Source organism: Pseudomonas sp. NY15463 (genome assembly GCF_048068415.1).
In the GTDB taxonomy this organism is placed as follows: domain Bacteria; phylum Pseudomonadota; class Gammaproteobacteria; order Pseudomonadales; family Pseudomonadaceae; genus Aquipseudomonas; species Aquipseudomonas mosselii_C.
Window position 1 is genome coordinate 312,374 of the sequence record NZ_JBLUQD010000003.1, and the last position, 23,589, is coordinate 335,962.

General features: G+C 64.0%; 27 protein-coding genes. 19 read left to right on the forward strand and 8 right to left on the reverse strand.

The window, feature by feature from the left end; genetic code table 11:
* Position 1 precedes the first annotated feature (1 nt).
* Complete coding sequence (gene lptM / locus ACNFIC_RS09275) at positions 2-196, reverse strand: LPS translocon maturation chaperone LptM (RefSeq protein WP_138220608.1); 195 nt, start codon at positions 194-196, stop codon at positions 2-4.
* A 229-nt stretch (positions 197-425) separates the two neighbouring features.
* Here lptM and cyaY point away from each other — a divergent pair, with 229 nt between their 5' ends.
* From cyaY to rnk, 3 genes are all read left to right on the forward strand, one after another.
* Positions 426-758, forward strand: coding sequence for an iron donor protein CyaY (cyaY, locus tag ACNFIC_RS09280; protein ID WP_138220607.1), 333 nt, complete (start codon positions 426-428; stop codon positions 756-758).
* A 1-nt stretch (position 759) separates the two neighbouring features.
* Positions 760-978 (forward strand): DUF1289 domain-containing protein, encoded by a 219-nt coding sequence (locus ACNFIC_RS09285; RefSeq protein WP_138220606.1) that lies wholly within the window; start codon positions 760-762, stop codon positions 976-978.
* A 155-nt stretch (positions 979-1,133) separates the two neighbouring features.
* Entirely contained in the window at positions 1,134-1,544 is a 411-nt protein-coding gene (rnk, locus tag ACNFIC_RS09290; RefSeq protein WP_138220605.1) for a nucleoside diphosphate kinase regulator, read from the forward strand.
* Between the two features lie 9 nt (positions 1,545-1,553).
* Here the strand turns inward: rnk and ACNFIC_RS09295 are convergent, their stop codons facing one another.
* From ACNFIC_RS09295 to ACNFIC_RS09305, 3 genes are all read right to left on the reverse strand, one after another.
* The gene (locus ACNFIC_RS09295) at positions 1,554-4,418 is read right to left on the reverse strand and encodes a class I adenylate cyclase (RefSeq protein ID WP_416780855.1); all 2,865 of its coding nucleotides are present in this window, start codon (positions 4,416-4,418) and stop codon (positions 1,554-1,556) included.
* A gap of 145 nt (positions 4,419-4,563) precedes the next feature.
* Complete coding sequence (locus tag ACNFIC_RS09300; protein ID WP_416780856.1) at positions 4,564-4,809, reverse strand: TIGR02647 family protein; 246 nt, start codon at positions 4,807-4,809, stop codon at positions 4,564-4,566.
* Between the two features lie 52 nt (positions 4,810-4,861).
* The gene (locus tag ACNFIC_RS09305) at positions 4,862-5,164 is read right to left on the reverse strand and encodes a hypothetical protein (protein ID WP_416780857.1); all 303 of its coding nucleotides are present in this window, start codon (positions 5,162-5,164) and stop codon (positions 4,862-4,864) included.
* A 144-nt stretch (positions 5,165-5,308) separates the two neighbouring features.
* Here ACNFIC_RS09305 and ACNFIC_RS09310 point away from each other — a divergent pair, with 144 nt between their 5' ends.
* Positions 5,309-5,971, forward strand: a complete 663-nt coding sequence (locus tag ACNFIC_RS09310) for a glutathione S-transferase (protein WP_138220601.1) — start codon at positions 5,309-5,311, stop codon at positions 5,969-5,971.
* 75 nt (positions 5,972-6,046) lie between these two features.
* Here the strand turns inward: ACNFIC_RS09310 and argH are convergent, their stop codons facing one another.
* The gene (argH, locus tag ACNFIC_RS09315; protein ID WP_138220600.1) at positions 6,047-7,441 is read right to left on the reverse strand and encodes an argininosuccinate lyase; all 1,395 of its coding nucleotides are present in this window, start codon (positions 7,439-7,441) and stop codon (positions 6,047-6,049) included.
* Positions 7,442-7,881: 440 nt separating this feature from the next.
* Here argH and ACNFIC_RS09320 point away from each other — a divergent pair, with 440 nt between their 5' ends.
* From ACNFIC_RS09320 to rsd, 7 genes are all read left to right on the forward strand, one after another.
* Entirely contained in the window at positions 7,882-8,628 is a 747-nt protein-coding gene (locus ACNFIC_RS09320) for a LytR/AlgR family response regulator transcription factor (protein ID WP_138220599.1), read from the forward strand.
* A gap of 123 nt (positions 8,629-8,751) precedes the next feature.
* Positions 8,752-9,693, forward strand: a complete 942-nt coding sequence (hemC, locus tag ACNFIC_RS09325) for a hydroxymethylbilane synthase (RefSeq protein WP_416780858.1) — start codon at positions 8,752-8,754, stop codon at positions 9,691-9,693.
* Entirely contained in the window at positions 9,690-10,457 is a 768-nt protein-coding gene (locus ACNFIC_RS09330) for a uroporphyrinogen-III synthase (protein WP_416780859.1), read from the forward strand. The genes hemC and ACNFIC_RS09330 overlap by 4 nt, the downstream gene beginning before the upstream one ends.
* Positions 10,458-10,503: 46 nt before the next feature.
* Complete coding sequence (locus ACNFIC_RS09335) at positions 10,504-11,604, forward strand: uroporphyrinogen-III C-methyltransferase (protein WP_138220596.1); 1,101 nt, start codon at positions 10,504-10,506, stop codon at positions 11,602-11,604.
* A complete protein-coding gene (locus ACNFIC_RS09340) occupies positions 11,601-12,839 on the forward strand; it encodes a heme biosynthesis HemY N-terminal domain-containing protein (protein WP_416780860.1) in 1,239 nt (412 codons plus the stop codon). Before ACNFIC_RS09335 ends, ACNFIC_RS09340 begins: the two co-directional genes overlap by 4 nt.
* 214 nt (positions 12,840-13,053) lie before the next feature.
* On the forward strand, positions 13,054-13,560 hold the full coding sequence (locus tag ACNFIC_RS09345; RefSeq protein ID WP_138220594.1) for a disulfide bond formation protein B: 507 nt from the start codon (positions 13,054-13,056) through the stop codon (positions 13,558-13,560).
* Positions 13,561-13,791: 231 nt separating this feature from the next.
* Positions 13,792-14,262 (forward strand): sigma D regulator, encoded by a 471-nt coding sequence (rsd, locus tag ACNFIC_RS09350; protein ID WP_138220593.1) that lies wholly within the window; start codon positions 13,792-13,794, stop codon positions 14,260-14,262.
* Position 14,263: 1 nt separating this feature from the next.
* On the opposite strand, the gene ACNFIC_RS09355 is transcribed toward rsd, so the two are convergent.
* On the reverse strand, positions 14,264-14,929 hold the full coding sequence (locus tag ACNFIC_RS09355) for an FKBP-type peptidyl-prolyl cis-trans isomerase (protein ID WP_416780861.1): 666 nt from the start codon (positions 14,927-14,929) through the stop codon (positions 14,264-14,266).
* A 224-nt stretch (positions 14,930-15,153) separates the two neighbouring features.
* Between ACNFIC_RS09355 and ACNFIC_RS09360 the strand changes: the two genes are divergently transcribed.
* The gene (locus tag ACNFIC_RS09360; RefSeq protein WP_416780862.1) at positions 15,154-16,095 is read left to right on the forward strand and encodes an AlgP family protein; all 942 of its coding nucleotides are present in this window, start codon (positions 15,154-15,156) and stop codon (positions 16,093-16,095) included.
* Here ACNFIC_RS09360 and ACNFIC_RS09365 read toward each other — a convergent pair.
* Positions 16,071-16,550, reverse strand: a complete 480-nt coding sequence (locus tag ACNFIC_RS09365; protein WP_138220590.1) for a TIGR02444 family protein — start codon at positions 16,548-16,550, stop codon at positions 16,071-16,073. The two genes, ACNFIC_RS09360 and ACNFIC_RS09365, sit on opposite strands and share 25 nt — an antisense overlap.
* Before the next feature lie 50 nt (positions 16,551-16,600).
* On the opposite strand from ACNFIC_RS09365, the gene ACNFIC_RS09370 reads away from it, so the two are divergent.
* The 5 genes from ACNFIC_RS09370 (at position 16,601) to ACNFIC_RS09390 (ending at position 21,010) form a co-directional block, all read left to right on the forward strand.
* Positions 16,601-18,511 carry an ATP-binding cassette domain-containing protein gene (locus tag ACNFIC_RS09370; RefSeq protein WP_416780863.1) on the forward strand — a complete coding sequence of 637 codons (1,911 nt, stop codon included), beginning with the start codon at positions 16,601-16,603 and terminating at the stop codon, positions 18,509-18,511.
* A complete protein-coding gene (locus ACNFIC_RS09375) occupies positions 18,511-19,098 on the forward strand; it encodes a mechanosensitive ion channel family protein (RefSeq protein WP_138220588.1) in 588 nt (195 codons plus the stop codon). The genes ACNFIC_RS09370 and ACNFIC_RS09375 overlap by 1 nt, the downstream gene beginning before the upstream one ends.
* Before the next feature lie 101 nt (positions 19,099-19,199).
* A complete protein-coding gene (locus ACNFIC_RS09380; protein ID WP_416780864.1) occupies positions 19,200-19,832 on the forward strand; it encodes a LysE family transporter in 633 nt (210 codons plus the stop codon).
* 227 nt (positions 19,833-20,059) lie between these two features.
* The gene (locus ACNFIC_RS09385; RefSeq protein ID WP_138220586.1) at positions 20,060-20,302 is read left to right on the forward strand and encodes a DUF2789 domain-containing protein; all 243 of its coding nucleotides are present in this window, start codon (positions 20,060-20,062) and stop codon (positions 20,300-20,302) included.
* 69 nt (positions 20,303-20,371) lie between these two features.
* Positions 20,372-21,010, forward strand: a complete 639-nt coding sequence (locus ACNFIC_RS09390) for an NADH:ubiquinone oxidoreductase subunit N (RefSeq protein WP_138220585.1) — start codon at positions 20,372-20,374, stop codon at positions 21,008-21,010.
* Positions 21,011-21,016: 6 nt separating this feature from the next.
* Here the strand turns inward: ACNFIC_RS09390 and ACNFIC_RS09395 are convergent, their stop codons facing one another.
* Complete coding sequence (locus tag ACNFIC_RS09395) at positions 21,017-21,454, reverse strand: CBS domain-containing protein (protein ID WP_416780865.1); 438 nt, start codon at positions 21,452-21,454, stop codon at positions 21,017-21,019.
* A gap of 86 nt (positions 21,455-21,540) precedes the next feature.
* Here ACNFIC_RS09395 and ACNFIC_RS09400 point away from each other — a divergent pair, with 86 nt between their 5' ends.
* Positions 21,541-21,723: a hypothetical protein gene (locus tag ACNFIC_RS09400; protein WP_416780866.1), complete on the forward strand. Its 183-nt coding sequence runs from the start codon at positions 21,541-21,543 to the stop codon at positions 21,721-21,723.
* Between the two features lie 173 nt (positions 21,724-21,896).
* Entirely contained in the window at positions 21,897-23,585 is a 1,689-nt protein-coding gene (locus ACNFIC_RS09405) for a ShlB/FhaC/HecB family hemolysin secretion/activation protein (RefSeq protein WP_416780867.1), read from the forward strand.
* Positions 23,586-23,589: the final 4 nt, after the last annotated feature.

Consider the following 23,589-nt stretch of genomic DNA (forward strand, 5'->3'; position numbering starts at 1 on the left):
CTTACTGCTCGGGCAGCGCTTGGTCCGCGTCGTCTTGCTGCTGGGCGGGATGCGCATGCTTGTGCTGGTGCGAGCTTTTCGAGGCTTTGCCGTCCTTGCCATCCTCAGGCAGGTACAGAGGGCCTTTCTGACCGCAGGCGGAAACGAGGCAGGCAACCGCGACCAGTGCCGCGAGTGAGGAAATCAGGCGTTTCATGGGTGAAATCCTTGGAAATATGCAGTATTGCGCCCGAGTATACCCAGCGACCACCCGATTGCCTATGCGAGGGCCGGAGGACCGGCTACAAGCCTCAGGTATCAAGCGACAAGCGCAAGTGGCCAGTGTCCGCTCGGCTTTTTCTTGCGGCTTGAAACTTGTAGCTTGGAGCTTTCGCCCTTATCGTGCCCGGCTTGCGTGTATGCAGCCATTTTTCGAGGTCCTTGCAATGAGTTTGAGCGAAGCGCGTTTCCACGACCTGGTCGACGCGACCCAACAGGCCCTGGAGGATCTGTTCGACGAGAGCGGCCTGGATCTGGACATGGAGAACTCCGCGGGTGTCCTGACCATCAAGTTCGACAACGGCAGCCAACTGATCTTCAGCCGCCAGGAACCGCTGCGCCAACTGTGGCTGGCGGACCGCTCGGGCGGTTTCCACTTCGATTACGACGACGAGAGCGGCAAGTGGGTGTGCGAGAAGAGCGAAGAGCTGTTGGGCGAGATGCTTGAGCGCATCGTCTGGGAACGTGCCGGCGAAAAGCTGGACTTCGACGAGATCTGAGATGAGCGCGACGCCCAGGCCAGCCAAACCGCTGTACAGCAATGTCAGCCCTGCGGTGCCATCACCGTGCATCAGCGTGTGCCGCTTGGATGAGCAGCGGGTGTGCACGGGTTGCCACCGCCACGTCGAGCATATCCGCGAGTGGCGGGCCGCCGACGACGAACGGCGCCGGCAGATCTGCCGCGAGGCCCTGGCGCTCAAGGCACGCGCGCAGGCCTAGCCACAACCGGTGCGTGGGCTTGAGTATTTGCCCCGCTGTGGTAGTGTCAGGCCTTGCGTCGATGACGCCAAAGCATTCACAAACCCCGCCCTTGGGCGGGGTTTTGCTTTATCTGCCTCAGGAAAATCGCCCGTTCAAAGGAGTCTGACTGGATCATGAGCACCAAGCCTTCCCTCACCCTCACCCGCCTGGATGTACAGCGCCTGGAGCGGTTGCTCGACAGCCTGGATGAGAGCACCCCTGGCGTGCTGGCCCTGCAGGACGAGCTGGACCGCGCCGAACAGGTGGTCGGCCATGACGAGGTGCCGGCTGGCGTGGTGACGATGAACTCGCGCGTGCACTGTCGGGAGAGCGCCAGTGGCAAGGACTACCACCTGACCCTGGTCTACCCGAAGGACGCTGGCCCCGAGGGTAACGTCTCGATCCTCGCGCCGATCGGTTGTGCGCTGTTGGGGTTGTCGGTAGGTGACCAGATCGACTGGCCGGCGCCAGGTGGCAAGACCCTCAAGCTCGAACTGCTGGCGGTCGAATACCAGCCCGAAGCGGCGGGTGATTTCGACCTCTAAGGCACCGACTCAGGGTTCCAACAGTGCCTGCACGTGTTCCAGCCCATCGTTGAGTGCCTGTTCAAGCTCACGCTTGTAGCGCAGGCACAAGCTGGTCGAGCCCTGTTCGTCGCCCAGCAGCTCGGAGAGATCCAGGTCGGTGATGTAGCAGCGGTAACTACCGGCGCTACGGCGCTGCTGCAGGATTTGCCGGGCGACCATGGTGTACAACTGGTCGCCGTGCTCAAGCTCCGAGAACTCCTGCTGGTCGCAGTACAGTGTCACATGCACCGCATCCCCCGCGCCCGCCTGGAGAATCGCCTGCACCTCGTAGTACGGCTGGTTCGGGCTGTCCTGGGGTGCCAGGCGTGGTTCCAGGCTGCGTGCCTTGCCAATGCCGCTGGGCAGCAATTGTTGGTAGGTGATGTCGAGCGAAGCTTGTTGCAGGGTGTCCAGCGGTAGCAGGGCGTCGCGGCGGACCACGGTCGATTGCAGGAAGCGTTGCAACGGCAGCAGCAGGTGTTGCTCGTCCTGCAAGGGCAGGCGCTGTTGCCACAGGGCGTTGTGCTCATCGAGCACGTAGAGGTCGGCCCAGCCATCAAGCAGGCGATAGAACACCTGGATACACCCAGGCTGGCCTTGCCCCAGCACCAGCGGCAGGTCGTGGTCCTGCAGTGCGTTGCTGTCCAGGTGCAGTGGGCTGTAGACGCCGCGCTCCTCGCCCAGCGCTGCGAGCACGGCGTCATGCTGGTCGAAGGTGGCCAGGGTCACCTGGCCGGGCAGCAATTCAAGCACGTGGGTGTGCTGCGCCACCTGCAAGAGGTAGCGATGGTTTAGCTGCTGGTCCAGCAGCAACTGCAGTGTGTCCAAGATCTCTTCGACGCGCTGGGCGATCGCCTGGGCGCGGTTGTGGCAGTAGCAGCGCACCCGAACGCGCGGGCGGTGGCTGCGCTGACCAAGGCTGTTGAGGAAGTCGCGTAGGCAACGCACCAGTGCGTGCTCGCCGTCGTAGCGATGCACCAGCACTTCGTTCCAGCTGTTGAGGGTGATCTGGTCGAGTGTCAGCACCAGGTTCTCGCGCACCCCGGCATAACTGAGCGAATCGGTGCGCTCGGTGGTCATCAGGATGTTCAAGTCGCGGTGATGGCGCAGCGGATCGATGCCGACGTTGACCAGTAGCAGGATGTCATCGGCCACGCTCGGTTGCAGCAGGCGCACTTCGCTGACGGGCTCCAGCGGCAGCGGGATCGCCTGCTGCAGGCTGCCGAGCAGGTTGAACAGCTCGAACTCGCTGAGGTCGCTCGCGCCCGGATGCAGGGCGATGCGCGTGCTGCTGTCGATTACACCGTTGCGATGGGCCCAGGTCAGCAGTTCAAGCAACTCGCGACAGCGTTTGAGTGGGCTGAAATGCTCCCACTCGTTGACCCCCAGATTACCGTTGTACAGACCCCAGTGATGGGTGCCGGGCTCCTTACGGTTGGGCGATTGCACCAGGGTGAGGGTATCTTCGGCCAGGTCCGGTGCGATGCCAGGGTTGATCACCTCGATCTTGCCGGCACGCCGCTCGAAGGCGGCGTACAGGCGCCGGCCGAGGACGTTGAGGTCGCGCTGGTCGGCGCGACTGTTGGCGTTCTGGCGGCGGGCGAACTGGGTGAGGAAGCGGTAGCTGTGGTTCAGTTCGGCCACCAGCTCGCGACGTTCGACGGCTACCTGGCGCACTTTCCATTGGCTGCGGCTGTCCAGCAGCGCCAGTTGGCGCTCGTCCCAGCCCCACTCTTCGACCAGCCGCGCGAGCAGCCGGCGTTGCCAGCCACCGCTGCGCGAACGGGCCAGGCCGCTGAGCTTTTTGTTTACCTTCAGGTACAGCGCCCGGCGTACCCGTTCGAGGCGCGCGTGCTCGCCGCGCTGTTGCAGGTAATGCTCGATGCGCCTGTAGACCATCACGTAGGGGTCGAGCGCGTCCAGGTCCAGGCGGTTGGCGAAGACCGCTTGCTTGTAGGCCAGGCTCAGGCAGCGCACGTCGGGATGCTCGCTGGCGTAGGCCTCGGTCAGTAGCAGTTTGAGCAGCGCCTTGTAGGGCGAATCGATGCCCTTGTACAACTGCCACAGGCCAGCACCGACGTACTCCCCGGGCGGAATATGTGCCAGGTGGCCCAGGTCGAGGCTGTCGCGGGCGCGGATGAAACGCTTGGACAGCAAGGTCTGGGTGTAGGCGTGGTAGTCATGTTCCTGATACACCGGCACCAGCCACCACAGCGGGGTACGGCCGGCCAGCCACAGCGCGGTGCGGTAGAACTCGTCGAGTAGCAGGTAATGCTGGGTGGTGCCGCAGTCATCGGAGCTGAGCTGGCTGTCCCGTTCGCCCTGCACGAAATGTTGCGGTTCGATCAGAAACAAATGCGCCTCGGCGCCCTGGCTGGCTGCCCAGGCTTCGAGCAACTGGCATTTGCGCCTTAGCTCTGCCAAGGCACGCTCGCCCAGGTCCGGTGCGTGGCACACCCACAGGTCCATGTCGCTCTGCTCGGCCTGGGCCAGGGTGCCGAGGCTGCCCATCAGGAACAGGCCGTGAATCGGCTGGGGTGAATTCCCGTGGCGCGCCCGGTAGGTGAACGAACGCGTCAGGCGCTGGGCCTCGGCCAGCAGGTCTGCGTCCGGCTCGAACCCCGACACCCCGGCCGGCGTACTGCCGGAGACATAGCCGGGCAGCAACGGGTGGTTGACGTGGAAGAACAGCGGCAGCAGGGTCAGCACCTGCTGCTGGCGCGTGGACAGGCCCTCCATCGCCCGCGCCAGCCGCCCCTGGTTGAGCTTCAGGAAGCGTGCGCGCAGGCGTGACAGCTCCTTGCGGTCGATGCCTTGGGTGATATCGGGGCGGATTTCGTGGGGGTGGTTCATGGGGCACTCAGGCGGGCCAGGGAAGCACTGGCGAGTTTAGCCTGAGCGCGCAACTCGGATAAGGGTGAAATGGTTTTTTGACGTCATTTATTCAGCGCCGCGTCGGTTGCTTCGCGGACATTGCCGCGAAGCGGTCGACAGGGATTCAGGCTGGCAGTGGGGCCTTTAGGATGGTCAGCAGTTGCTGGACGCTTTGCGCGGCATCCAGGCCGAGGCTGGTGAGGTAACCACCATCGGGTTGATCGGTCAGCTGTTTGTCGTGCAGGCGCTGGGCGGCGGCGATCAGGGCAGGGGAGGCGTTGCTGTGAACCTTGATGCCTTCCTGGTGGCTGTCCAGGTTGAACAGGGCGAGGACTTCCAGTTCGGCGATCAGTTCGGGGGTGAAGGACATGGTTCGACTCCTGACTTCCAGACAAGGATGGAAGCCAGGAGTGTAGTCAGGCTTATTCGATCTCGCCTTGATCCGCCTCAGGTGGCAGCTCGGGCAGTGCGCGCAGGGCGCCTTCGTACCATTCGGTGTTGAACGGGCGGTCTTCGTCGAGCATGGCATCGATCTCGATGGCCAGCACGTGGGCCATCAGGTTGAGGATGTCTTCGCGTTCGTAGCCGACCAGGGTCAACTTGTTGAAGGTGGCCTTGGCCGCTGCCGGTTCGCCGCTCTCGATCTGGTTCTCGATGGCCTGGGTGAGGGTGGCCTCGGTGAAGGCCTCTTCATCGTTGTTGTCGATGTCGTCGCGCTCGCGCATGGCGATACTCCTGTGGTGAGGCGTACAGTGTGCCATGCCCGTCACGGCAATGCCCGATCATCGACGCCGGGTATGGCGCTGGCCAAGGCTTGGCAAGGCGGCTATAAAAGCCGGGCCATCCCCACACGGCCTGGAGGCTGTTCAATGCTCAAGCTTCATGGATTCGCGGTCAGCAACTACTACAACATGGTCAAGCTGGCCCTGCTGGAAAAAGGCCTGGCCTTCGAGGAGGTGCTGTTCTTCGGTGGTCAGTCGCCCCAGGCGCTGAAAGTCAGCCCGCGCGGCAAGATACCGGTGCTGGAGACCGAACATGGCTTCATCAGCGAGACCGGCGTGATCCTCGACTACATCGAGCAGACCCAGCCCGGCAAGGCGCTGCTGCCGGCCGATGCCTTCGGTCAGGCCAAGGTGCGCGAGTTGCTCAAGGAGATCGAGCTGTACATCGAGCTGCCTGCGCGGACCTGTTACGCCGAGGCGTTCTTCGGCACGGCAGTGGAGCCGTTGATCAAGGAGCGGGCGCGCGCCGACCTGTTGGCCGGGTTCGCCACCTTGAAGCGCAATGGACGCTTCGCGCCCTATGTGGCCGGTGAACAACTGAGCATCGCTGACCTGATGTTCTGCTTCTCGGTGGACCTGGCCTGCCTGGTGGGCAAGAAGGTGCTGAACCTCGATTTTCTGGCGGACTTCCCGCAGGCAGCGGCGCTGCTCGAGACGCTGCGCCAGAACCCGCATATGGCGCAGATCGTGGCGGACAAGGAAGCGACGATGCCAGCGTTCCTGGAGATGATCAAGAGCGGCAAGCGCTAGGCGCAAACGAGCGCGGGGCAAGCCGCATCGATGCACCGATGCGACTTGCCCCGCGCGGGGTGTTGCAACTGCCGCTTAACGCGAAGCCAGCAGCGCTTTGCCGCGTACTACCGCCGCACGCACCTGCGCAGGTGCGGTACCGCCGATGTGATCACGGGCATTGACCGAGCCTTCCAGGGTCAGCACGGCGAACACGTCCTGCTCGATCTGGTCGCTGAACTGGCGCAGCTCGTCCAGGCTCATCTCGGCCAGGTCCTTGCCGGTGTCGACGCCGTACTTCACAGCATGGCCGACGATTTCGTGGCAGTCACGGAACGGCAGGCCACGACGTACCAGGTAGTCGGCCAGGTCGGTGGCGGTGGAGAACCCGCGCAGCGCCGCTTCGCGCATGATCGCGTGCTTGGGTTTGATCGCCGGAATCATGTCGGCGAAGGCGCGCAGCGAATCGCGCAGGGTGTCGGCGGCGTCGAACAGTGGCTCCTTGTCTTCCTGGTTGTCCTTGTTGTAGGCCAGCGGCTGGCCTTTCATCAGGGTCAACAGGCCGGTCAGGGCGCCGAACACGCGGCCGCTCTTGCCGCGTACCAGTTCCGGTACGTCAGGGTTTTTCTTTTGCGGCATGATCGAGCTGCCGGTGCAGAAGCGATCCGGCAGGTCGATGAACTGGAATTGCGCGCTGGTCCACAGCACCAGCTCTTCGGAGAAGCGCGACAGGTGCATCATCGCGACGCTGGCGGCGGCGCAGAATTCAATCGCGAAGTCACGGTCCGAGACGCCGTCCAACGAGTTGCCGGCCACCGCTTCGAAGCCCAGCAGCTTGCAGGTCAGCGCGCGGTCGATCGGGTAGGTGGTGCCGGCCAGCGCGGCGCTGCCCAGGGGCATGCGGTTGGCGCGCTTGCGGCAATCTACCAGGCGCTCGTAGTCGCGGCTGAGCATTTCGAACCAAGCCAGCAGGTGGTGGCCGAAGGTGACCGGCTGAGCGGTTTGCAGGTGGGTGAAGCCGGGCATGATGGTCTCGGCTTCGCGCTCGGCCTGCTCCAGCAGACCCTGCTGCAGGCGGGTGATCTCGGCCAGGATGACGTCGATCTCGTCGCGCAGCCACAGGCGGATGTCGGTGGCCACCTGGTCGTTACGGCTGCGACCGGTGTGCAGTTTCTTGCCGGTGATGCCGATGCGGTCGGTCAGGCGTGCCTCGATGTTCATGTGCACGTCTTCGAGGTCGACGCGCCAGTCGAAGCTGCCAGCCTCGATTTCGCCCTGGATGGTCTTCAGGCCATCGATGATCGCGTCGCGCTCGGCGTCGCTGAGTACGCCGACCTGCGCCAGCATGCTGGCGTGGGCGATCGAACCCATGATGTCGTGGCGATACAGGCGCTTGTCGAAATCGACCGAGGCGGTGAAGCGGGCGACGAAGGCGTCGACGGGCTCACTGAAGCGGCCGCCCCAGGACTGATTGGTCTTGTCGGTGCTCATGGATTCACTCGTTGAAGGCGTGAACGGAAAAAAGTGGCGCCGATCATAGCAGGATTGGGCCCGCCACCGCAGGGCGCCGGTCGCGAGAATCGTGCCAGAAGTGGGGGGTGAGGCTTATTCAACGAATGAACGGCAGTGTTCCACGGAGCGTCTACAGTTGGACAAAGGACTGGCGGTGATTCTGCCAGGCCAGTGAATCTTTGGCCTTCGCATCGGTCTGTAGCGTGACGCGTTAGGCTCTGCATGAAAAGTCATGAGACGCAGGTCAGGCAAGGCGAAAACAGGCGAGCAAGCGCCGTGTACTGGAGTACACGAGCATTGCGAGGCTGTTTTCAACGCAGCATGAACAAGTATCAAGGCTTTTTGTGCAGAGGCTATGGTCACCCCACACCTGTCTACGCTATACCCGTGCGAGACTCACTCAGGAATCCAGCGCAATTATGAATGTCCTGATCGTTGATGACGAACCCCAAGCCCGCGAGCGCCTGAGCCGGGTGCTCGGCGAGCTGGAGGGTTACACCCTGATGGAGCCCAGCGCCACCAACGGCGAAGAGGCTCTGGCTCTGATCGAAAGCCTCAAGCCTGACGTGGTGTTGCTGGACATCGGCATGCCAGGTCTGGACGGCCTGCAGGTTGCTGCCCGGCTATGCGAGCGCGATGCACCGCCGGCGGTGGTGTTCTGCACTGGCGACGACGAATACGGCAGCCAGGCGTTTCGCGACAGCACCCTCAGCCATGTCGACAAGCCGATTCAGCCACAGTCGCTGCGCGATGCACTGCGTCGCGCCGAGAGACCCAACCGCGCCCAGCTGGCTGCCCTGACCCGTCCGGGCGGTGACACCGCAGGTGGCCCGCGCAGCCATATCAGCGCACGGACCCGCAAAGGCATCGAACTGATCCCGCTGCCGCAAGTGATTTACTTCATCGCTGACCACAAGTACGTCACCTTGCGCCATGAGGCCGGTGAGGTGCTGTTGGATGAGCCGCTCAAGGCGCTGGAGGACGAGTTCGGCGAGCGCTTCGTGCGCATCCACCGCAATGCACTGGTCGCCCGTGAGCGTATCGAACGCCTGCAACGCACGCCGCTTGGGCATTTCCAGCTGTATCTCAAAGGCCTGGACGGCGATGCCCTGACCGTCAGCCGGCGCCATGTTGCGGGTGTGCGCAAGATGATGCAGACCCTCTGAACGCAAGCGCGTGGGGTATTCGCACGCGTGGGGGAGGGGCCGCCCCTGCGATTGACCCACATCTGCTTGCCGGCCTGGCAGAGCTGTTATCATCGGCAGCATTTCTCTGCATCGGGGCGCTTCATGTCCACTCGCGAAATCCGCATTGCCACCCGTAAAAGTGCCTTGGCCCTGTGGCAGGCCGAGTATGTCAAAGCCCGCCTGGAGCAGGCGCACCCCGGCCTGCGGGTCACCCTGGTGCCGATGGTCAGCCGTGGCGACAAGTTGCTTGACGCGCCGCTGGCGAAGATCGGCGGCAAGGGTTTGTTCGTGAAGGAGCTGGAAACCGCCCTGCTGGAAAACCAAGCCGACATCGCCGTGCATTCGATGAAGGACGTGCCCATGGACTTCCCCGAGGGGCTGGGCCTGTACTGCATCTGCGAACGTGAAGACCCGCGCGATGCGTTCGTCTCCAATACCTTCGCCAGTCTCAACGCGCTGCCGGCTGGCAGCGTGGTCGGGACCTCCAGCCTGCGCCGCCAGGCCCAGTTGTTGGCGCGCCGTCCAGACCTGAAAATCCAGTTCCTGCGCGGCAACGTCAACACCCGTCTGGCCAAGCTCGACGCTGGCGAGTACGACGCCATCATCCTCGCCGCTGCCGGTTTGATCCGGCTGGGCTTCGAGGCGCGCATCGCCTCGACCCTCAGCGTCGAAGATAGCCTGCCTGCGGGCGGGCAGGGTGCGGTAGGCATCGAATGCCGTAGTACCGATACGCAGATTCACGCGCTGCTGGCACCTCTGCACCATGCCGACACTGCCGATCGGGTCGTGGCCGAACGTGCCCTGAACAAGCGCCTGAACGGTGGCTGCCAGGTACCGATCGCCTGTTACGCGGTGCTCGAAGGTGAGCAGTTGTGGCTGCGTGGGTTGGTCGGCCAGCCCTGCGGCAGCACCTTGCTGGTGGCCGACGCGCGAGCCCCGCGTGGCAGCGCCGAAGCCTTGGGCATGCAAGTGGCCGATGCCCTGCTGGGGCAGGGCGCCGAGGCGATCCTCAAGGCGGTCTACGGTGAGGCCGGCCATCCGTGAGCCGCTGGCGCCTGCTGCTGACCCGCCCTGAAGAGGAGTGTGCGGCACTGGCCCAGACCCTCGCCGAGGCGGGCATCACCAGTGCCAGCCTGCCGTTGTTGGCGATCGAGCCCCTGGCGCCGGACGCAGCGTTGCGCCAGGGCTTGGCCAAGGTTGCCCAGGCTCAGGCGATCATTGTGGTCAGCAAGCCTGCAGCGCGCCTGTTGCTCGAACAGCTCGACCAGGCCGGCAGCGCTTTGCCCGCCACCGGTTGGTTCACCGTCGGCGAAGCGACCGCGCGGATTCTCCAGGCGCGCGGGCTGACGGTAGCGTTTCCCTCGGCGGGCGATGACAGCGAAGCGCTGCTGGCGCTGGCGACCTTGCGCCAGGTGTTGGCGGCCCCGGCGTCACAGGTGCTGATCGTGCGGGGCCAGGGAGGTCGCGAACTGCTGGCCGAGCGTCTTGCAGAGCAAGGTGCTAGTGTCGATTATCTGGAACTGTATCGTCGCTGCCTGCCAGTGTACCCGCCGGGCACGCTGGCGCGTCGGATCGATGGGGAACGCCTCAACGGCCTAGTGGTCAGCAGTGGGCAGGGTCTTGCACACTTGCAGCAGATAGCAGGTACGGATTGGCCAAGGCTTTCATGCCTGCCATTGTTCGTCCCCAGCCCGCGTGTTGCCGACCAGGCTCGCGAGCTGGGAGCCCTGCAGATTGTGGATTGCCGTGGCGCAGGTGCCGCGGCCTTGCTGGCAGCCGTGCAGCGTACCGCTGCGCCTGCCCTTTAAGGCACCACGCTCAAGAGCGCTGGGCCACCATGCAAAGGATGGATACGTGAGCGAAACTGTCTTGTCCCACACCGAACAACCTGCGGCGCCTGATGCGCCGGAAACATCCACTGCCACGCCAGCCCGTCGTTCCGGCACCGGCCTTGCGCTGCTGGCCCTGTTGGTCGGCGCTGCCGGCGTCGCGGTGGGCGGATGGGGCGTCTGGCAGGTGCGTCAGCTACAAGGCAGCGAACAAGGCCAGGGTGAGCACCTGCAAGCCCTCAACCAGCGCGCCGATGCGTTGCAGCAGCGTGAGCAACAACTCACTGCTCAATTGGCCAGCTTGCCGCCGGCCAGCGAGCTGGAGGACCGCCGCCGACTGGTGGCGCAGTTACAGGGCGACCAGCAGCGCCTGAGCCAGCGCCTGGAAACCGTACTGGGCGAGAGCCGCAAGGAGTGGCGCCTGGCCGAGGCCGAGCACTTGCTGCGCCTGGCCACGTTGCGCCTGTCGGCGTTGCAGGACATCACCAGCGCCAAGGCCCTGGTGGAAGGCGCCGACGAGATCCTGCGCGAGCAGAGTGACCCAGGCGCCTTCGCCGCCCGCGAACAACTGGCGCGCAGCCTGGCCACGCTGAACAGCACTCAGCAGCCCGACCGCACCGGGCTGTTCCTCAAGCTGGCCGCGCAGCGTGAATTGGTCCAGCAACTCAGCGCGCAGTCTCCCGAGTTCGCCAGCAACGCCGATGCGCTCGGTGCGCTGACGGGCGACGGTGACGGTGCAAGCCGCTGGTCACGCTGGTGGGCCGAGATTTCCAAGTACTTCCACATCGAATTCAACGCCGACGATAACGTGCGTCCGCTGCTCTCGGGCCAATCGCTCAATCAGTTGCGCCTGGCCCTGAGCTTGACCATCGAGCAGGCCCAATGGGCGGCGCTCAATGGCGAGGAAAAGGTCTACCGGCAGGCCCTGGACGATGCGCGCAGCGTGTTGCTGGCCAACTTCAATGCGGACAACCCGCAGAGCAAGGCGATGCTCGACAGTCTCAACCAGTTGGCCGACCAGCCGGTCTCGGTGGTCACGCCTGACCTGAGCGAGAGCCTGGCTGCGGTGCAGGCTTACATCCAGCGCCGCCACTTGCCGGCCGAAGCCGAGGGGACCAAGCCATGAAGCGCGTCTACCTGCTGGCGGTGCTGGCGATCGCGATCGCCGCGGCGCTGGGCATTGCCATCGCCAAGCATAGCGGCTACGTGCTGATCGCCTATGGCGGCTTCCGCTACCAGTCCGGCCTGTGGGCGGCGCTGGGCGCGCTGGTGGTGCTGGTCCTGCTGCTGTTGCTGCTGCGCTATCTGGTGAGGTTGGTGCTGACCTCGACCGGTGCGGTCAACCCGTGGTCGGGGCGCAACCGTCGCCGCCGCACCCGTATTGCTGTCGAGCAAGGCCAGCTGGATTTGGCCGAAGGCCGCTGGGCCAGTGCCCAGCGCCACCTGCAACGGGCCGCCGAGTCCGACCGCCAGCCGCTGCTGTACTACCTCGGCGCAGCCCGCGCCGCGAACGAGCTGGGCCGTGTCGAGGAGCGTGACAATTTGTTGGAGCGCGCCTTGGAGCGCCAGCCTCAGGCCGAGCTTGCCGTAGCCCTGACTCACGCTCAGTTGCAGATGGACCGCGGCGAGACCGAAGGCGCCCTTGAAGCCCTGCAGGCCATGCACGAGCGTCACCCGCACAACGCCCAGGTGCTGCGCCTGTTGCAACGCCTGCACCAGGAACGTGGCGACTGGCCGGCGCTGATCCGTCTGTTGCCTGAGCTGCGCAAGCATAAGGTGTTGCCGGCCAGCGAGCTGGCTATGCTCGAGCAACGCGCATGGGGCCAGAACCTCAACCTGGCCGCCACCCGTGGTGAAGACCAGCAGGCCGCGCGCCAAGCCCTGGAGCGTGCCTGGCAACAGCTGACCGCCGCGCAGCGCCAGGAGCCGCAGTTAGTTCTGGCCTACGCCGAGCAGCTGCGTCAGCTGGGGGCTCAGGGTGAAGCCGAACAGGCGCTACGCGCCGCCCTCAAGCGTGGTTACGAAAGCCATCTGGCGCGGTTGTATGGCCTGGTACGTGGTGACGACCCGGCGCGTCAGTTGCAGACCGCCGAGGGCTGGCTCAAGGAGCATCCACAGGATCCAAGCCTGTTGTTGACGCTGGGCCGACTGAGCTTGCAGAACCGCTTGTGGGGCAAAGCCCGGGACTACTTCGAAAGCAGCCTGCGCATGGAGCGCAATCCTGAGGCCTGCGTAGAACTGGCCCGCTTGCTGGCAGGGTTGGGTGAGACCGAGCGCAGCAATCAGTTGTTCCAGGAAGGGCTGGGGTTGTTGGACGAGCGCCTGCTAGCCCTGCCGTTGCCTGAAGGCGTGCGCGCATAAGGCTGTGCTGGCCCACGCCAGGCGCGGGCCAGCGGGCAGTTCCACCTGCTCTTGCGGGTATAGGCTGATACTTCTTACGGATCTCTCAGAAAGCTCCTACCCGCATCGGTGTCGATTCCTTGCCAAATAGCGACGAATCCGCCTTGTAGCGCCTTGATACAAAGCGCGCGTTTCCTCTACCGTTCAGAACCCTTTCCCTATTCGCGGACACCCCATGTCGCTGGCCTGCCTGCGCAGCTTTTTCTTTCCCGGCTTGCTTGCCTCGTTGAGCGTGCTGGCGGGTTCGTATTGGCTCGAACCGATTGTCGGGCTGGCGCCGTGCGCGTTGTGCCTTAGCCAGCGGCTGATGCTCGCGCTGTATGCCTTGGTGTGCCTGTTGGCGTTGGTGCATGGGCCGCGCCGTCGTGGGCGGCGTAGATATGCCTGGCTGGCGGCGTTGTGTGCGTTGGCTGGGGTATGGCTGGCGGGTCGGCAAGTGTGGCTGCAAGGCGAGGTGCTGCCTCCGGCGGGCTGTCCTTTGCCACCTGGGCCGCTGCTCGACCAGCCCGTGGGCGACGTGCTGGGCCGGCTGCTGTTGGGTGGGCCGGACTGCGTGTCGATCAGTTGGAGCTTCCTGGACCTGACCCTGCCAGAGTGGAGTCTGTTGTCGTTCGTGCTGCTGGCCGTACCCCCGGTGTCCTGGTTGCTGACGTATCGCTTCCGCCAGCTTGTCACGGCTTGATCCAGAGCAATGTGCAAGTCATGGCTCGACCAGTGGGTTGTAGGAACGGTATTAAACGCTTGTATGAAACTTGTGTGCTGCGTACCTTGAAGGGCAAGACGTGCGGGAATAATCTCCCAGCACGCATACCGAAAACACACCTGTTCGATGCCGTTCTGCTGACGTCACTTTTGTGCCACGGACTTGTGTCATTAAGTGCAGCGGCATCTATCCAAAAGGGAAGAGATCGCCATGCTCGATAGTTGCCAGAACGCTCAGGAACGCTGGGGCGGTGTTCACAAGCTGATCGATCGTTGGCTCGAGGAGCGAGAGGAGCTGGTCCAGGCTTTTCGTACCTTGCGCGATGTCCGTCCGGCGTTCGCCGACAAGGACAAGAACCGCGACTTCTGCGCGGTGCTGGTCGACTATGTGTCGGCGTGGCATTTCGAGGTCAGCGAGCAGTTGGTGACCGAAGCCAAGGCCTTCGGTGATCAAAAGGCCCTCCAGCTGGCCGAAGAGATCAACCCGCGCATCAACGATATCACCCAGATCGCACTGGCATTCAATGACCACTGCGAAAAGGGCGAATGCACCGACACCGAACGCTTCGCAGAGAAGCTCGGTAAGCTCGGCAGCCTGCTGCACGAGCGCTTCGAACTCGAAGACTGCCTGATCGAAGTGCTGCACAACGCACACAAGCAGGAAGACGTCGTGCAGGCCTGATTCAGTTGGCGACTGCCAGCAACTCGATTTCGAATACCAGGGGGGTGTAGGGCGCTATAAGGTCGCCCGCGCCTTCCGCGCCATAGGCTTGCGCCGATGGGATCACCAGGCGCCATTTCGCCCCAGCCTTCATGTTCGGCAGTGCCACTTGCCAGCCTTCGATCACCGAGTCCAGCTTGAACCATTGGGGCTGCTGGTTCTGGTCGAACACCGTGCCGTCTGGCAGTTTCCCCACGTAACGCACCTGCACGCTACCGCTGGGTTCGGGCTGTGCGCCACTGCCGCTGGCCAGTTCGCTGTAGAGAATGCCTTCGGGCAGCTCGTGCACGCCGGCGCGGGCGCGCTCGTTGGCCATGAAGCGCTTCTCCGTGGCCAGTTGCTTGTCGATCTCGGCCTGCTCGGCGGCGGCGCTGGCTTGTTCGTCATGCTGCTGCAGGATGGCCTGCATACGCGACTTGTCGAGGCGTGGGGGCTGGCCCTGATAGGCCTGGCGCAGGCCTTCGACCAGTGCATCCAGCTCCAAGCCCGGCACCTCCTGGCGCAGCCGTTCGCCCACGCTGGCGCCGATGCTGTAGGACAGGTCGCTTTCGCTGGCGGGCGTGGTCTGTGGGCTGGCCTGTGACAGTGGGGCCACCAGGCACAGGCCGAGAATCAGGTAACGGGGCATGCTCGACTCCTGCTGCAATGACGGCAAAGTATGCCAGCGTTGTTGCGCAGGGAAGGTTAAATATCCGCATGCAAGTCACTGGCAACTACACTGGTTTTTTGCTGCAAGACAACAACTTTGCCCAGGCATGCAACGTGGCGCTACCGATACTGTCAACATGCCCTAGCGGCGGTAGCAGCAGAAGCATAGTATGAGCCGCACTCTCGTCAGCCAGGAGGTAAACCATGTCGGCCAAGAAGAAGCCCGTCAGTACGCCGTTGCACCTGCTTCAACAACTTTCGGGCAGCCTGCTCGAACATTTGGAAGACGCCTGCACTCAAGCGCTGGCGGATGCTGAGAAACTGCTCGCCAAGTTGGAAAAACAACGGGGCAAGGCGCAAGAAAAACTGCACAACGCCCGCCTGAAGTTGCAGGACGCGGCCAAGGCCGGTAAAGCCAAGGCACAGGGCAAGGCCCAGAAAGCTGCCGGTGAACTTGAGCAACTGCTCGATTCGCTCAAAGAGCGCCAGACCCAGACCCGTGCCTATATCCAGCAACTCAAGCGCGATGCCCAGCAAAGCCTGAAGTTGGCCCAAGGTGTTGGCAAGGTGCGTGAAGCGGCTGCCAAGGCACTGGACGCCCGCGCGGCGGCACCGAAGGCGAGCGCCAAGCCTGCCGCAGCCAAGGTTGCTGCTGCCAAGCCTGCTGCTGCCAAGGCGCCAGGCAAACCCGCCGCCAAGTCGGTGGCGGCCAAGGCACCGAGCAAAACCGCTGCGGCCAAACCTGCGGCCAAACCTGCGGCCAAACCCGCCGCAGCCAAGCCTGCCGCTGCCAAGGCGTCAGCCAAGCCTGCGGCCGCCAAGCCTACGGTGGCAAAGGCACCTGCCAAGCCAGCAGCCGCCAAGCCAGCAGCCGCCAAGCCAGCAGTGTCCAAGGCACCAGCCAAGCCGGCGGCCAAGTCCGCAGCCAAGCCAGCCGCCGCTAAAGCGCCCACCAAGCCAGCGGCTGCAAAAGCCTCGACCAAGCCTGCGGCAAAACCCGCCACCCGGGCGACAAGATCGGCAGCTGCCAAGCCCGTGGCCAGCAAGCCTGCGGCGCCCGCTGCCGGCACCGCTGCGCCGGCACCTGCGGCCAGCCCGGCTGCGCCAGCCAATCCCTCCACTCAGGCGCCTTCCTCGGCCTCCTGAAGCGCGTGGGCCGCGACGCGCAAGCGATGCAGCGCGTCGTGGTCCCGGGCTTGTACGGGCACCAGTCGGCTCAGCCAGTCCTCGCCGTTGCCTGCCTCGGCCGGCCATGCGTCGGTGATCGCTTCCAGGCGCTCCAACAAGGTGCGCTCAGCCTGCATTTCCAAGTCTTTGACCTGTTCACGCAGACGCGCCAACTGCGGCTCGGCCTGCGCCTGCGCGCGCCACTGTTGGCGCACGGTGCGCAGAGGTGTCACCACCTCCCGCTGCCAGGGTTCGGCCAGCGCCTGCAAGGCCGCGATGCGTTGCTCGTCGGCACGCACCTGACGCGCCTGTAGCCAGGTGCCACAGAGCAACAGGCAGACATCGGCGCCCAGTCCCTGAAGGGCCAGGCAGGCGGCTTCGACTCCCGGTCGTGCGTACAGGGTCAGGGCATGGTTCCACAGGTCGGTGTGCATGGTTTCGCTCGCGCCAGTGATCGGGGAAGCTGGTAGACTCCGCGACCATCATGATCAGACTATCGAACCTCACTTTACAGCGTGGTCCTCAGCGCCTGCTAGAAGGCGCTGAAATGACCCTGCACACCGGTCACAAGGCCGGCCTGATCGGTGCCAACGGCGCCGGTAAATCCAGCCTGTTCGCGCTGCTGCGCGGTGAGCTGTCGCCCGATGCCGGCGATTGCCAACTGCCTGGCGACTGGCGCATCGCCCATATGCGTCAGGAGGTCGATACCCTTGAGCGTATCGCCGTGGACTATGTGCTCGACGGCGACGTCCGCTTGCGCAAGGTGCAGGCCGAGCTTGCCGCCGCCGAGCAGGCGCACGACGGCGCGGCCCTGGCCCGTTTGCACAGCGAGCTGGACAGTGCCGACGGCTACACCGCCGATGCCCGTGCCCGCAAGCTGTTGGCCGGGCTTGGCTTCACCAACGAGCAGATGGACCGGCGTGTCGGCGACTTCTCCGGTGGCTGGCGGATGCGCTTGAACCTGGCCCAGGCCCTGATGTGCCCGTCCGACCTGCTGCTGCTCGACGAGCCCACCAACCACCTGGACCTCGACGCCATCCTGTGGCTCGAGGACTGGCTTAAAGGCTATCCGGGCACCCTGTTGCTGATCTCCCACGACCGCGACTTCCTCGACGCGGTGGTCGACCACGTGCTGCATGTCGAGCAGCGCAAGCTCAACCTCTACAAGGGCGGCTACACCGCCTTCGAGCGCACCCGCGCCGAACGCCTTGCGCAGCAGCAGCAGGCCTACGAGAAGCAGCAGGCGCAACGCGCCCACATGGAAAAGTACATTGCCCGCTTCAAGGCCCAGGCCACCAAGGCACGCCAGGCGCAGAGCCGGATCAAGGCCCTGGAGCGCATGGAGGAATTGTCGGCAGCCCACGTCGATTCTCCGTTCGACTTCGTCTTCCGCGAGTCGCAGAAGATCTCCAGCCCATTGCTGGACCTGTCCGAAGCGCGCCTGGGTTATGGCGACAAGGCCATTCTCGAGAAGGTCAAGTTGCAGCTCACCCCTGGTGCGCGGATCGGCCTGCTGGGCCCCAACGGGGCGGGCAAGTCGACGCTGATCAAGAACCTCGCTGGCGAGTTGCAGCCGTTGGGCGGGCGCCTGGTGCGCGGCGAGAACCTCGCCGTGGGCTACTTCGCCCAGCACCAGCTCGATTCGCTGAATGACAAGGCCAGCCCGCTGCTGCACCTGCAACGCATCGCTCCGGCCGAGCGTGAGCAGACGCTGCGCGATTTCCTTGGTGGCTTCGACTTCCACGGCGATCGGGTCGACGAGCCGGTGGTGAATTTCTCCGGTGGCGAGAAGGCCCGCCTGGCGCTGGCGTTGATTGCCTGGGAGCGGCCGAACCTGTTGCTGCTCGACGAGCCGACCAACCACCTCGATCTAGAAATGCGCCTGGCCCTGACCATGGCGTTGCAGGAGTTCGCCGGTGCCGTGGTGGTGGTCTCCCACGACCGCCACCTGCTCAAGAGCACCACCGACGATTTCCTGCTGGTGGCCGATGGCAAGGTCGAGACCTTCGATGGCGACCTGGACGACTACAGCCGTTGGCTGGTCGAGTACCGCCAGCGCAATGCACCGACCAGCAGTGCGTCGGCCAACCCGGACAAGACCGACAAGAAAGCCCAGCGCCAGGCCGCCGCCGCGCTGCGCCAGCAGTTGGCGCCGCACAAAAAAGCCGCCGACAAGTTGGAAAGCGAACTCAACCAGTTGCACAAGACGCTGGCCGAGGTCGAGGCTGCCTTGGGTGACAGCGGCGTGTACGAAGCGGCGCGCAAGGATGAATTGCGCGACCTTTTGGCCCGCCAGAGCACCCTCAAGCAACGCGAAGGCGAGCTGGAAGAAGCTTGGATGGAGGCGCTGGAAACCCTCGAGAGCATGCAGGCCGAGCTTGAGGCGCTGTCCTGATGGACGAGCTGCGCGCGCTGTTGCCGGGGCAGTGGATGGACACCTTATGGCTGGGCTTGCAGATCGTCTTGATCCTGGCCATCGCCTTCGTCTTGCAGCGCATGGTCGCCCGTGGCCTGCACAGCCTGGGCGAACGCTATCCGCTGCCCCACGAGCTGCTGGTGCCGGTACGGGGTGCACTGCGCTGGCTGATCATGGGCAGTGCGCTGTTGTTCGTGCTGGAGCGCCTGGGGGTGTCGGCAACGGTGTTGTGGACGGCGCTGTCGGGCTTTGTCGCCGTCGCAGCAGTGGCGTTTTTCGCCATCTGGAGCGTGCTGTCCAACTTGCTCTGCGCCGTGCTGATCTTCACGGTCGGGCCGTTTCGTATCGGCGATGTGGTCGAGCTGGTCGACACCACTGACAAGCCGGGCGTCAAGGGCCGGGTGATCGCCATCAACCTGCTGTATACCACCTTGATGGAAACCCCGGAGGCCGGCGGGGCGCTGGTGCAGGTGCCCAACAGCCAGTTCTTCCAGAAGGCCGTCCGGCGTTGGCGCGGGCCCGAGGCCAGCGTTGCCTTGCAGGAAACCCCGGTCGCCAACGACTGACCTGCGTGGTGCTCGCGGTGAGCCTTGCAAAAACCACTGGTTATTTTTTCATCAAGACCTTAGCTTAACGTTTTGCAACATCTGTGCGAGCGAGGTGTTTGATGTCGATGGAAACGTGGTTGGCGTTCTTTGCCGCGTGCTGGGTGATCAGCCTGTCGCCGGGCGCCGGGGCGATTGCCTCGATGTCCAGTGGCCTGCAATACGGTTTCTGGCGTGGCTACTGGAACGCCCTGGGCCTGCAACTGGGGTTGATCGTGCAGATCGCCATCATCGCCGCTGGCGTCGGCGCCATCCTGGCCGCCTCGGCCACGGCCTTCCTGATCATCAAGTGGTTCGGCGTTGCCTACCTCGTCTACTTGGCCTATCGGCAATGGCGCGCGCTGCCCATGGACATGAGCGATGACGCTGCCGTGGGTCCGATCGGTAAGCCGCTGAGCCTGGTATTTCGGGGTTTTCTGGTCAACGTCAGCAACCCCAAGGCGCTGGTGTTCATGCTCGCGGTACTGCCGCAGTTCATCAATCCACACCAGCCGCTGCTGGCGCAGTACGTCGCGATCACCGTGACCATGATCGGTGTCGACATGCTGGTGATGGCGGGGTACACCGGCCTTGCGTCGAAAGTGCTGCGCCTGTTGCGCACGCCTAAGCAGCAAAAGCGCATGAACCGCACCTTCGCCGGGCTGTTCCTCGGCGCGGCAACGTTCCTCGCCACGCTACGTCGCGCGCCGCTCTGATAAGCGCCTGAGCCTCACCGCTTGCTTGTCCCGTGGACAGCTTCCGGTGCTCGGTGCGCAGCATTTCCTGCTCAGGCGATGTCTATGGCCAGGCGGGTGACCACGATCACTCGCCTGGCATGCGCTTCGAGGAGCGCCTCACGCGCATGCGAACGCGCCCAGAGCTGATGCTCGCAACCCATGCCGGGCCGGCGTCGTGGAGGGCCTGCTCGGTTCGAGGAGGACACATGCAGGCTCCGATCCATCCATTCGCCGAACTGTTCAAGCAACTAGGGCTGGCAGACGATGCGACGAGCATCGATCAGTTCATCACCTCGCATTCTCCGCTCAAGAACGACATCAAGCTGGTGGACGCACCGTTCTGGAATGACGCACAGCGCGCCTTCCTGCGTGACAGCATCATCGAGGATGCCGACTGGGCGGTGGCCTTCGATCAACTCAATGAGGCGTTGCGACGCCCCCGAAAATAAAGCGCCGAGCGGCACCTGATGGTGGTCGGGCCGTTGCTATGCTCAGGAAAACAATAAGGGGATGGCGCGATGAAAGATCCCTACGCACCGGGTTTCTGGTGCACCGTGACGATCCTGGGCACCCTGACCACCGGTTACTTCTACGGTATCCGGCATACCCAGCAGATGAACCAGGCTGTGCAGTTCCTGTACGCCGCTGCCGCCATCACCGCAGCTGTGGCGTTGTGCGCGCTCGCCTGGATCGCCTGGGAGTACCTGCACCTGAACCGGCGCGAAGTGGCGCAGGGCCGAACGCTGCTGACCATCTGGAACACCAAGGTCGCGCTGCGCCGGGTCGAGACGGTGTTCGACCGGTACTTCTGGGGCAGCTACTGGCATTCCGGGCGTACCTTCGAAGAGGTCATGGGCGAACTCAGGGGCACACCGTTGGAGCAGAGCCTGGAGGCGCTCAAGCGCCAGTGCCGCGAACTCGACCGTGAGACCCACGATCACCATCACCACTGGCTGGCCAATGCCCGGGACCTGTCCAGCGTGGCCACGGCCATGGCCCGTGAGCGCTACCAGTTGGACCTGTGCGATGCCCCCGCCCGCGACGGTGGCAACACGGCAGTGCTCAACCGCGACCTGGAGGTGCTGGTGTACACCTGGTCGGCGCGGCTGCGCAGTTTCGATCATCAGCTCGATGAGCTGGAGCGCGGCTACCACTGAGCGCGGTCATTCGCCGCGAATGTACTGCTCCAGCTGGGCGATCAGGCTGGCCTGCTCGGCGATGGTTTCCTTGACCAGGTCGCCAATCGACAACAGCCCCAGCAGCTTGCCGTTGTCCACCACGGGCAGGTGGCGCAGGTGGCGGTTGGTCATGAGGTTCATGCAGTACTCAAGGTTCTGTTTCGGCTCCACGGTGACCACCGGCGCGCTCATGATTTCGCGCACCGGGGTTGCCGCCGAAGAGCGCCCCTTTAGCACCAGCTTGCGCGCATAGTCGCGCTCGCTGACGATCCCCACCACCTGTTGGTTTTCCACCACCGGCAATGCGCCGATGTTCTTCTCCGCCAGCAGCTTCAGGGCATCGAGTACCGAGTCATCGGGGCCGATGGTGTACACGGTGTTGTGCTGCGACTTGGCTTTGAGGATTTGCTCGACGTTCTTCATACAGGCCTCGGTGGGTGAAAAAAGCGATGTGTCGGAGTAAATAAAGCATCCGGCACCCGGCTCTGCACGGCAATGCAGGAAACGGCATGGAGGCGATTGAAAAACGTCATGGCCGCATGTTGCATCGGTCTTGGAAAACATCGGCCAGTCCGGTACGCCACGTGCGGGCCAAACGCTTGTTATCGGGTGTTCGTTCGGCAGTTTTTCCTTCGCGCGCGCTATCCAAACGGGTGAAAAAAGATACCGGTTTTTCCATGCAGGCCAGGTAATCCGTGGCGTTCAGCGGTTTTGAGAAGTGCTCCGCAATACGCAGATCAAAGATGGGCAGGGCCAGAACTAAATACGAAATGCGCTATCAGAGTTGCGGTTAATCACAGCCCGACTCAAGTGCCAGCAATGTGCGCTCTGCATTGATGTCGCCTTGATATTGCATGGAAGCAGAATGAAGTATCTCTTATTTGCCGCCGCCTGCCTGCTAGTCAGCCTCGGTGTGTACGCAGCCCCCACCCCGGGGGAGCAAGACCTGTTGCTGGAGCGCCAGCGGCGCTTGCTGGACGACCAGCAGCGGCGTATCGACGAGCTGCGCAACTTGCCCGGTCAGCAGCAGGCATCGCCCGAAGCAGCCGGTGCCGAGCCCAGCCGTTGTTTTCCCATCGAACATGTACAACTCGACGGCGTGACCTTGCTGCCCGAGAGAACCCGGCGCGAGCTGGTCGCCCCCTATGAAGGCCGTTGCGTGGGGGTGCAGCAACTCAATGCGCTGCTCAAGGCCATTACCGCCCAATACATTGCCCGGGGCTACGTGACCAGCCGCGCCTACCTGCCCGAGCAGGACCTGAGTAGCGGTAACCTGCGCGTTCAGGTGGTCGAAGGTCGTCTGGAGGGCCTGGCGCCGGGCGAGACCAGTGGGCTGAGCCCGCGTGAGCTGGCCATGGCGTTTCCTGGCGAAGCTGGGCATGCCCTGAACCTGCGTGAACTGGAGCAGATGGTCGATCAGTTGAACCGCTTGCCGTCCAACCAAGTGCAGATGGACCTGATACCCGGCCAGCAGATCGGCGCCAGCCAGGTACAGGTCAACAACACCACCAGCAAGCCCTGGCGCGCGTCGCTGTCGCGGCACAACAACGGCCAGCGCAGCACCGGCGAGCAGCAGTGGAGTGCGGCCCTGGAGTGGGACAGCCCGCTGGGCCTGGCCGACCAGTTGCGCGTGCGCGGCAGCCACGATGCGGTCAGCGACCACACCCGCGCCTCGAAGAGTGGCGGCATCGATTACAGCCTGCCGTGGGGGTGGTGGACCTTCGACTACCGCTACAGCCAAAGCGACTTCCGCTCGAAGTTCGACGCCCAGGGCCGCACGTTCGCCCAGACCGGCGACAGCCAGAACCACAGCGCCCGTGCCGAGCGGGTGATCCATCGCGATAGCGTGAGCAAGACCGCGCTCAGTGCCGGCCTGTCGGTGCTGCGCACCAACAACTACATCGACGACAACTGGCTGGAATTGAGCAGCAACCGCATCACCGAGGCGCAGTTTGGCTTCAACCACGGCCGGCGTATCGGCAATGCCTTCGTCAACCTCGACCTGGGCTGGCAGCGCGGCATCGGCGCCTTCGACGCCCAGGGCGACGACCACCCGGAACCGGGCGAGCCCACCGCCCGATACAACAAATACACCGGCACCCTGAGCTACCTGCAAGGCTTCGACCTGTTCGGCGAGCGCTTGCAGTTCACCAGCCTGGGCACCTGGCAGCACAGTGAAGATGCGCTGTACAGCCCGCAGCGCATGAGTCTGGGCGGGTTGGCCTCGATTCGCGGTCTGAAGAATCAGTTCCTGACCGGTGACAGCGGCGGCTATTGGCGCAATGACCTGCGTTGGGTGCGCCCGGTCACCCGGCCTTCGTTGCAGCCGCTGTTCCAGCAGTACGGCGCAAGCGTGGGCTACGACGTCGGTGTGATCGAACATGGCCGCTACAACCAGGGCGGCAGTGGTCGGGTCACCGGCAACGCTTTCGAGCTGTTTGCCCGTGGCCAGCATATGGGCGTGAGCCTGACCCTGGCCCGCTCACTGGAGCGCCCCGAGGCGCTGCCCAAGCGCGAGCACCCGCTGTATTTCAGCGTCGATTTTTTCCTGTAAGTCA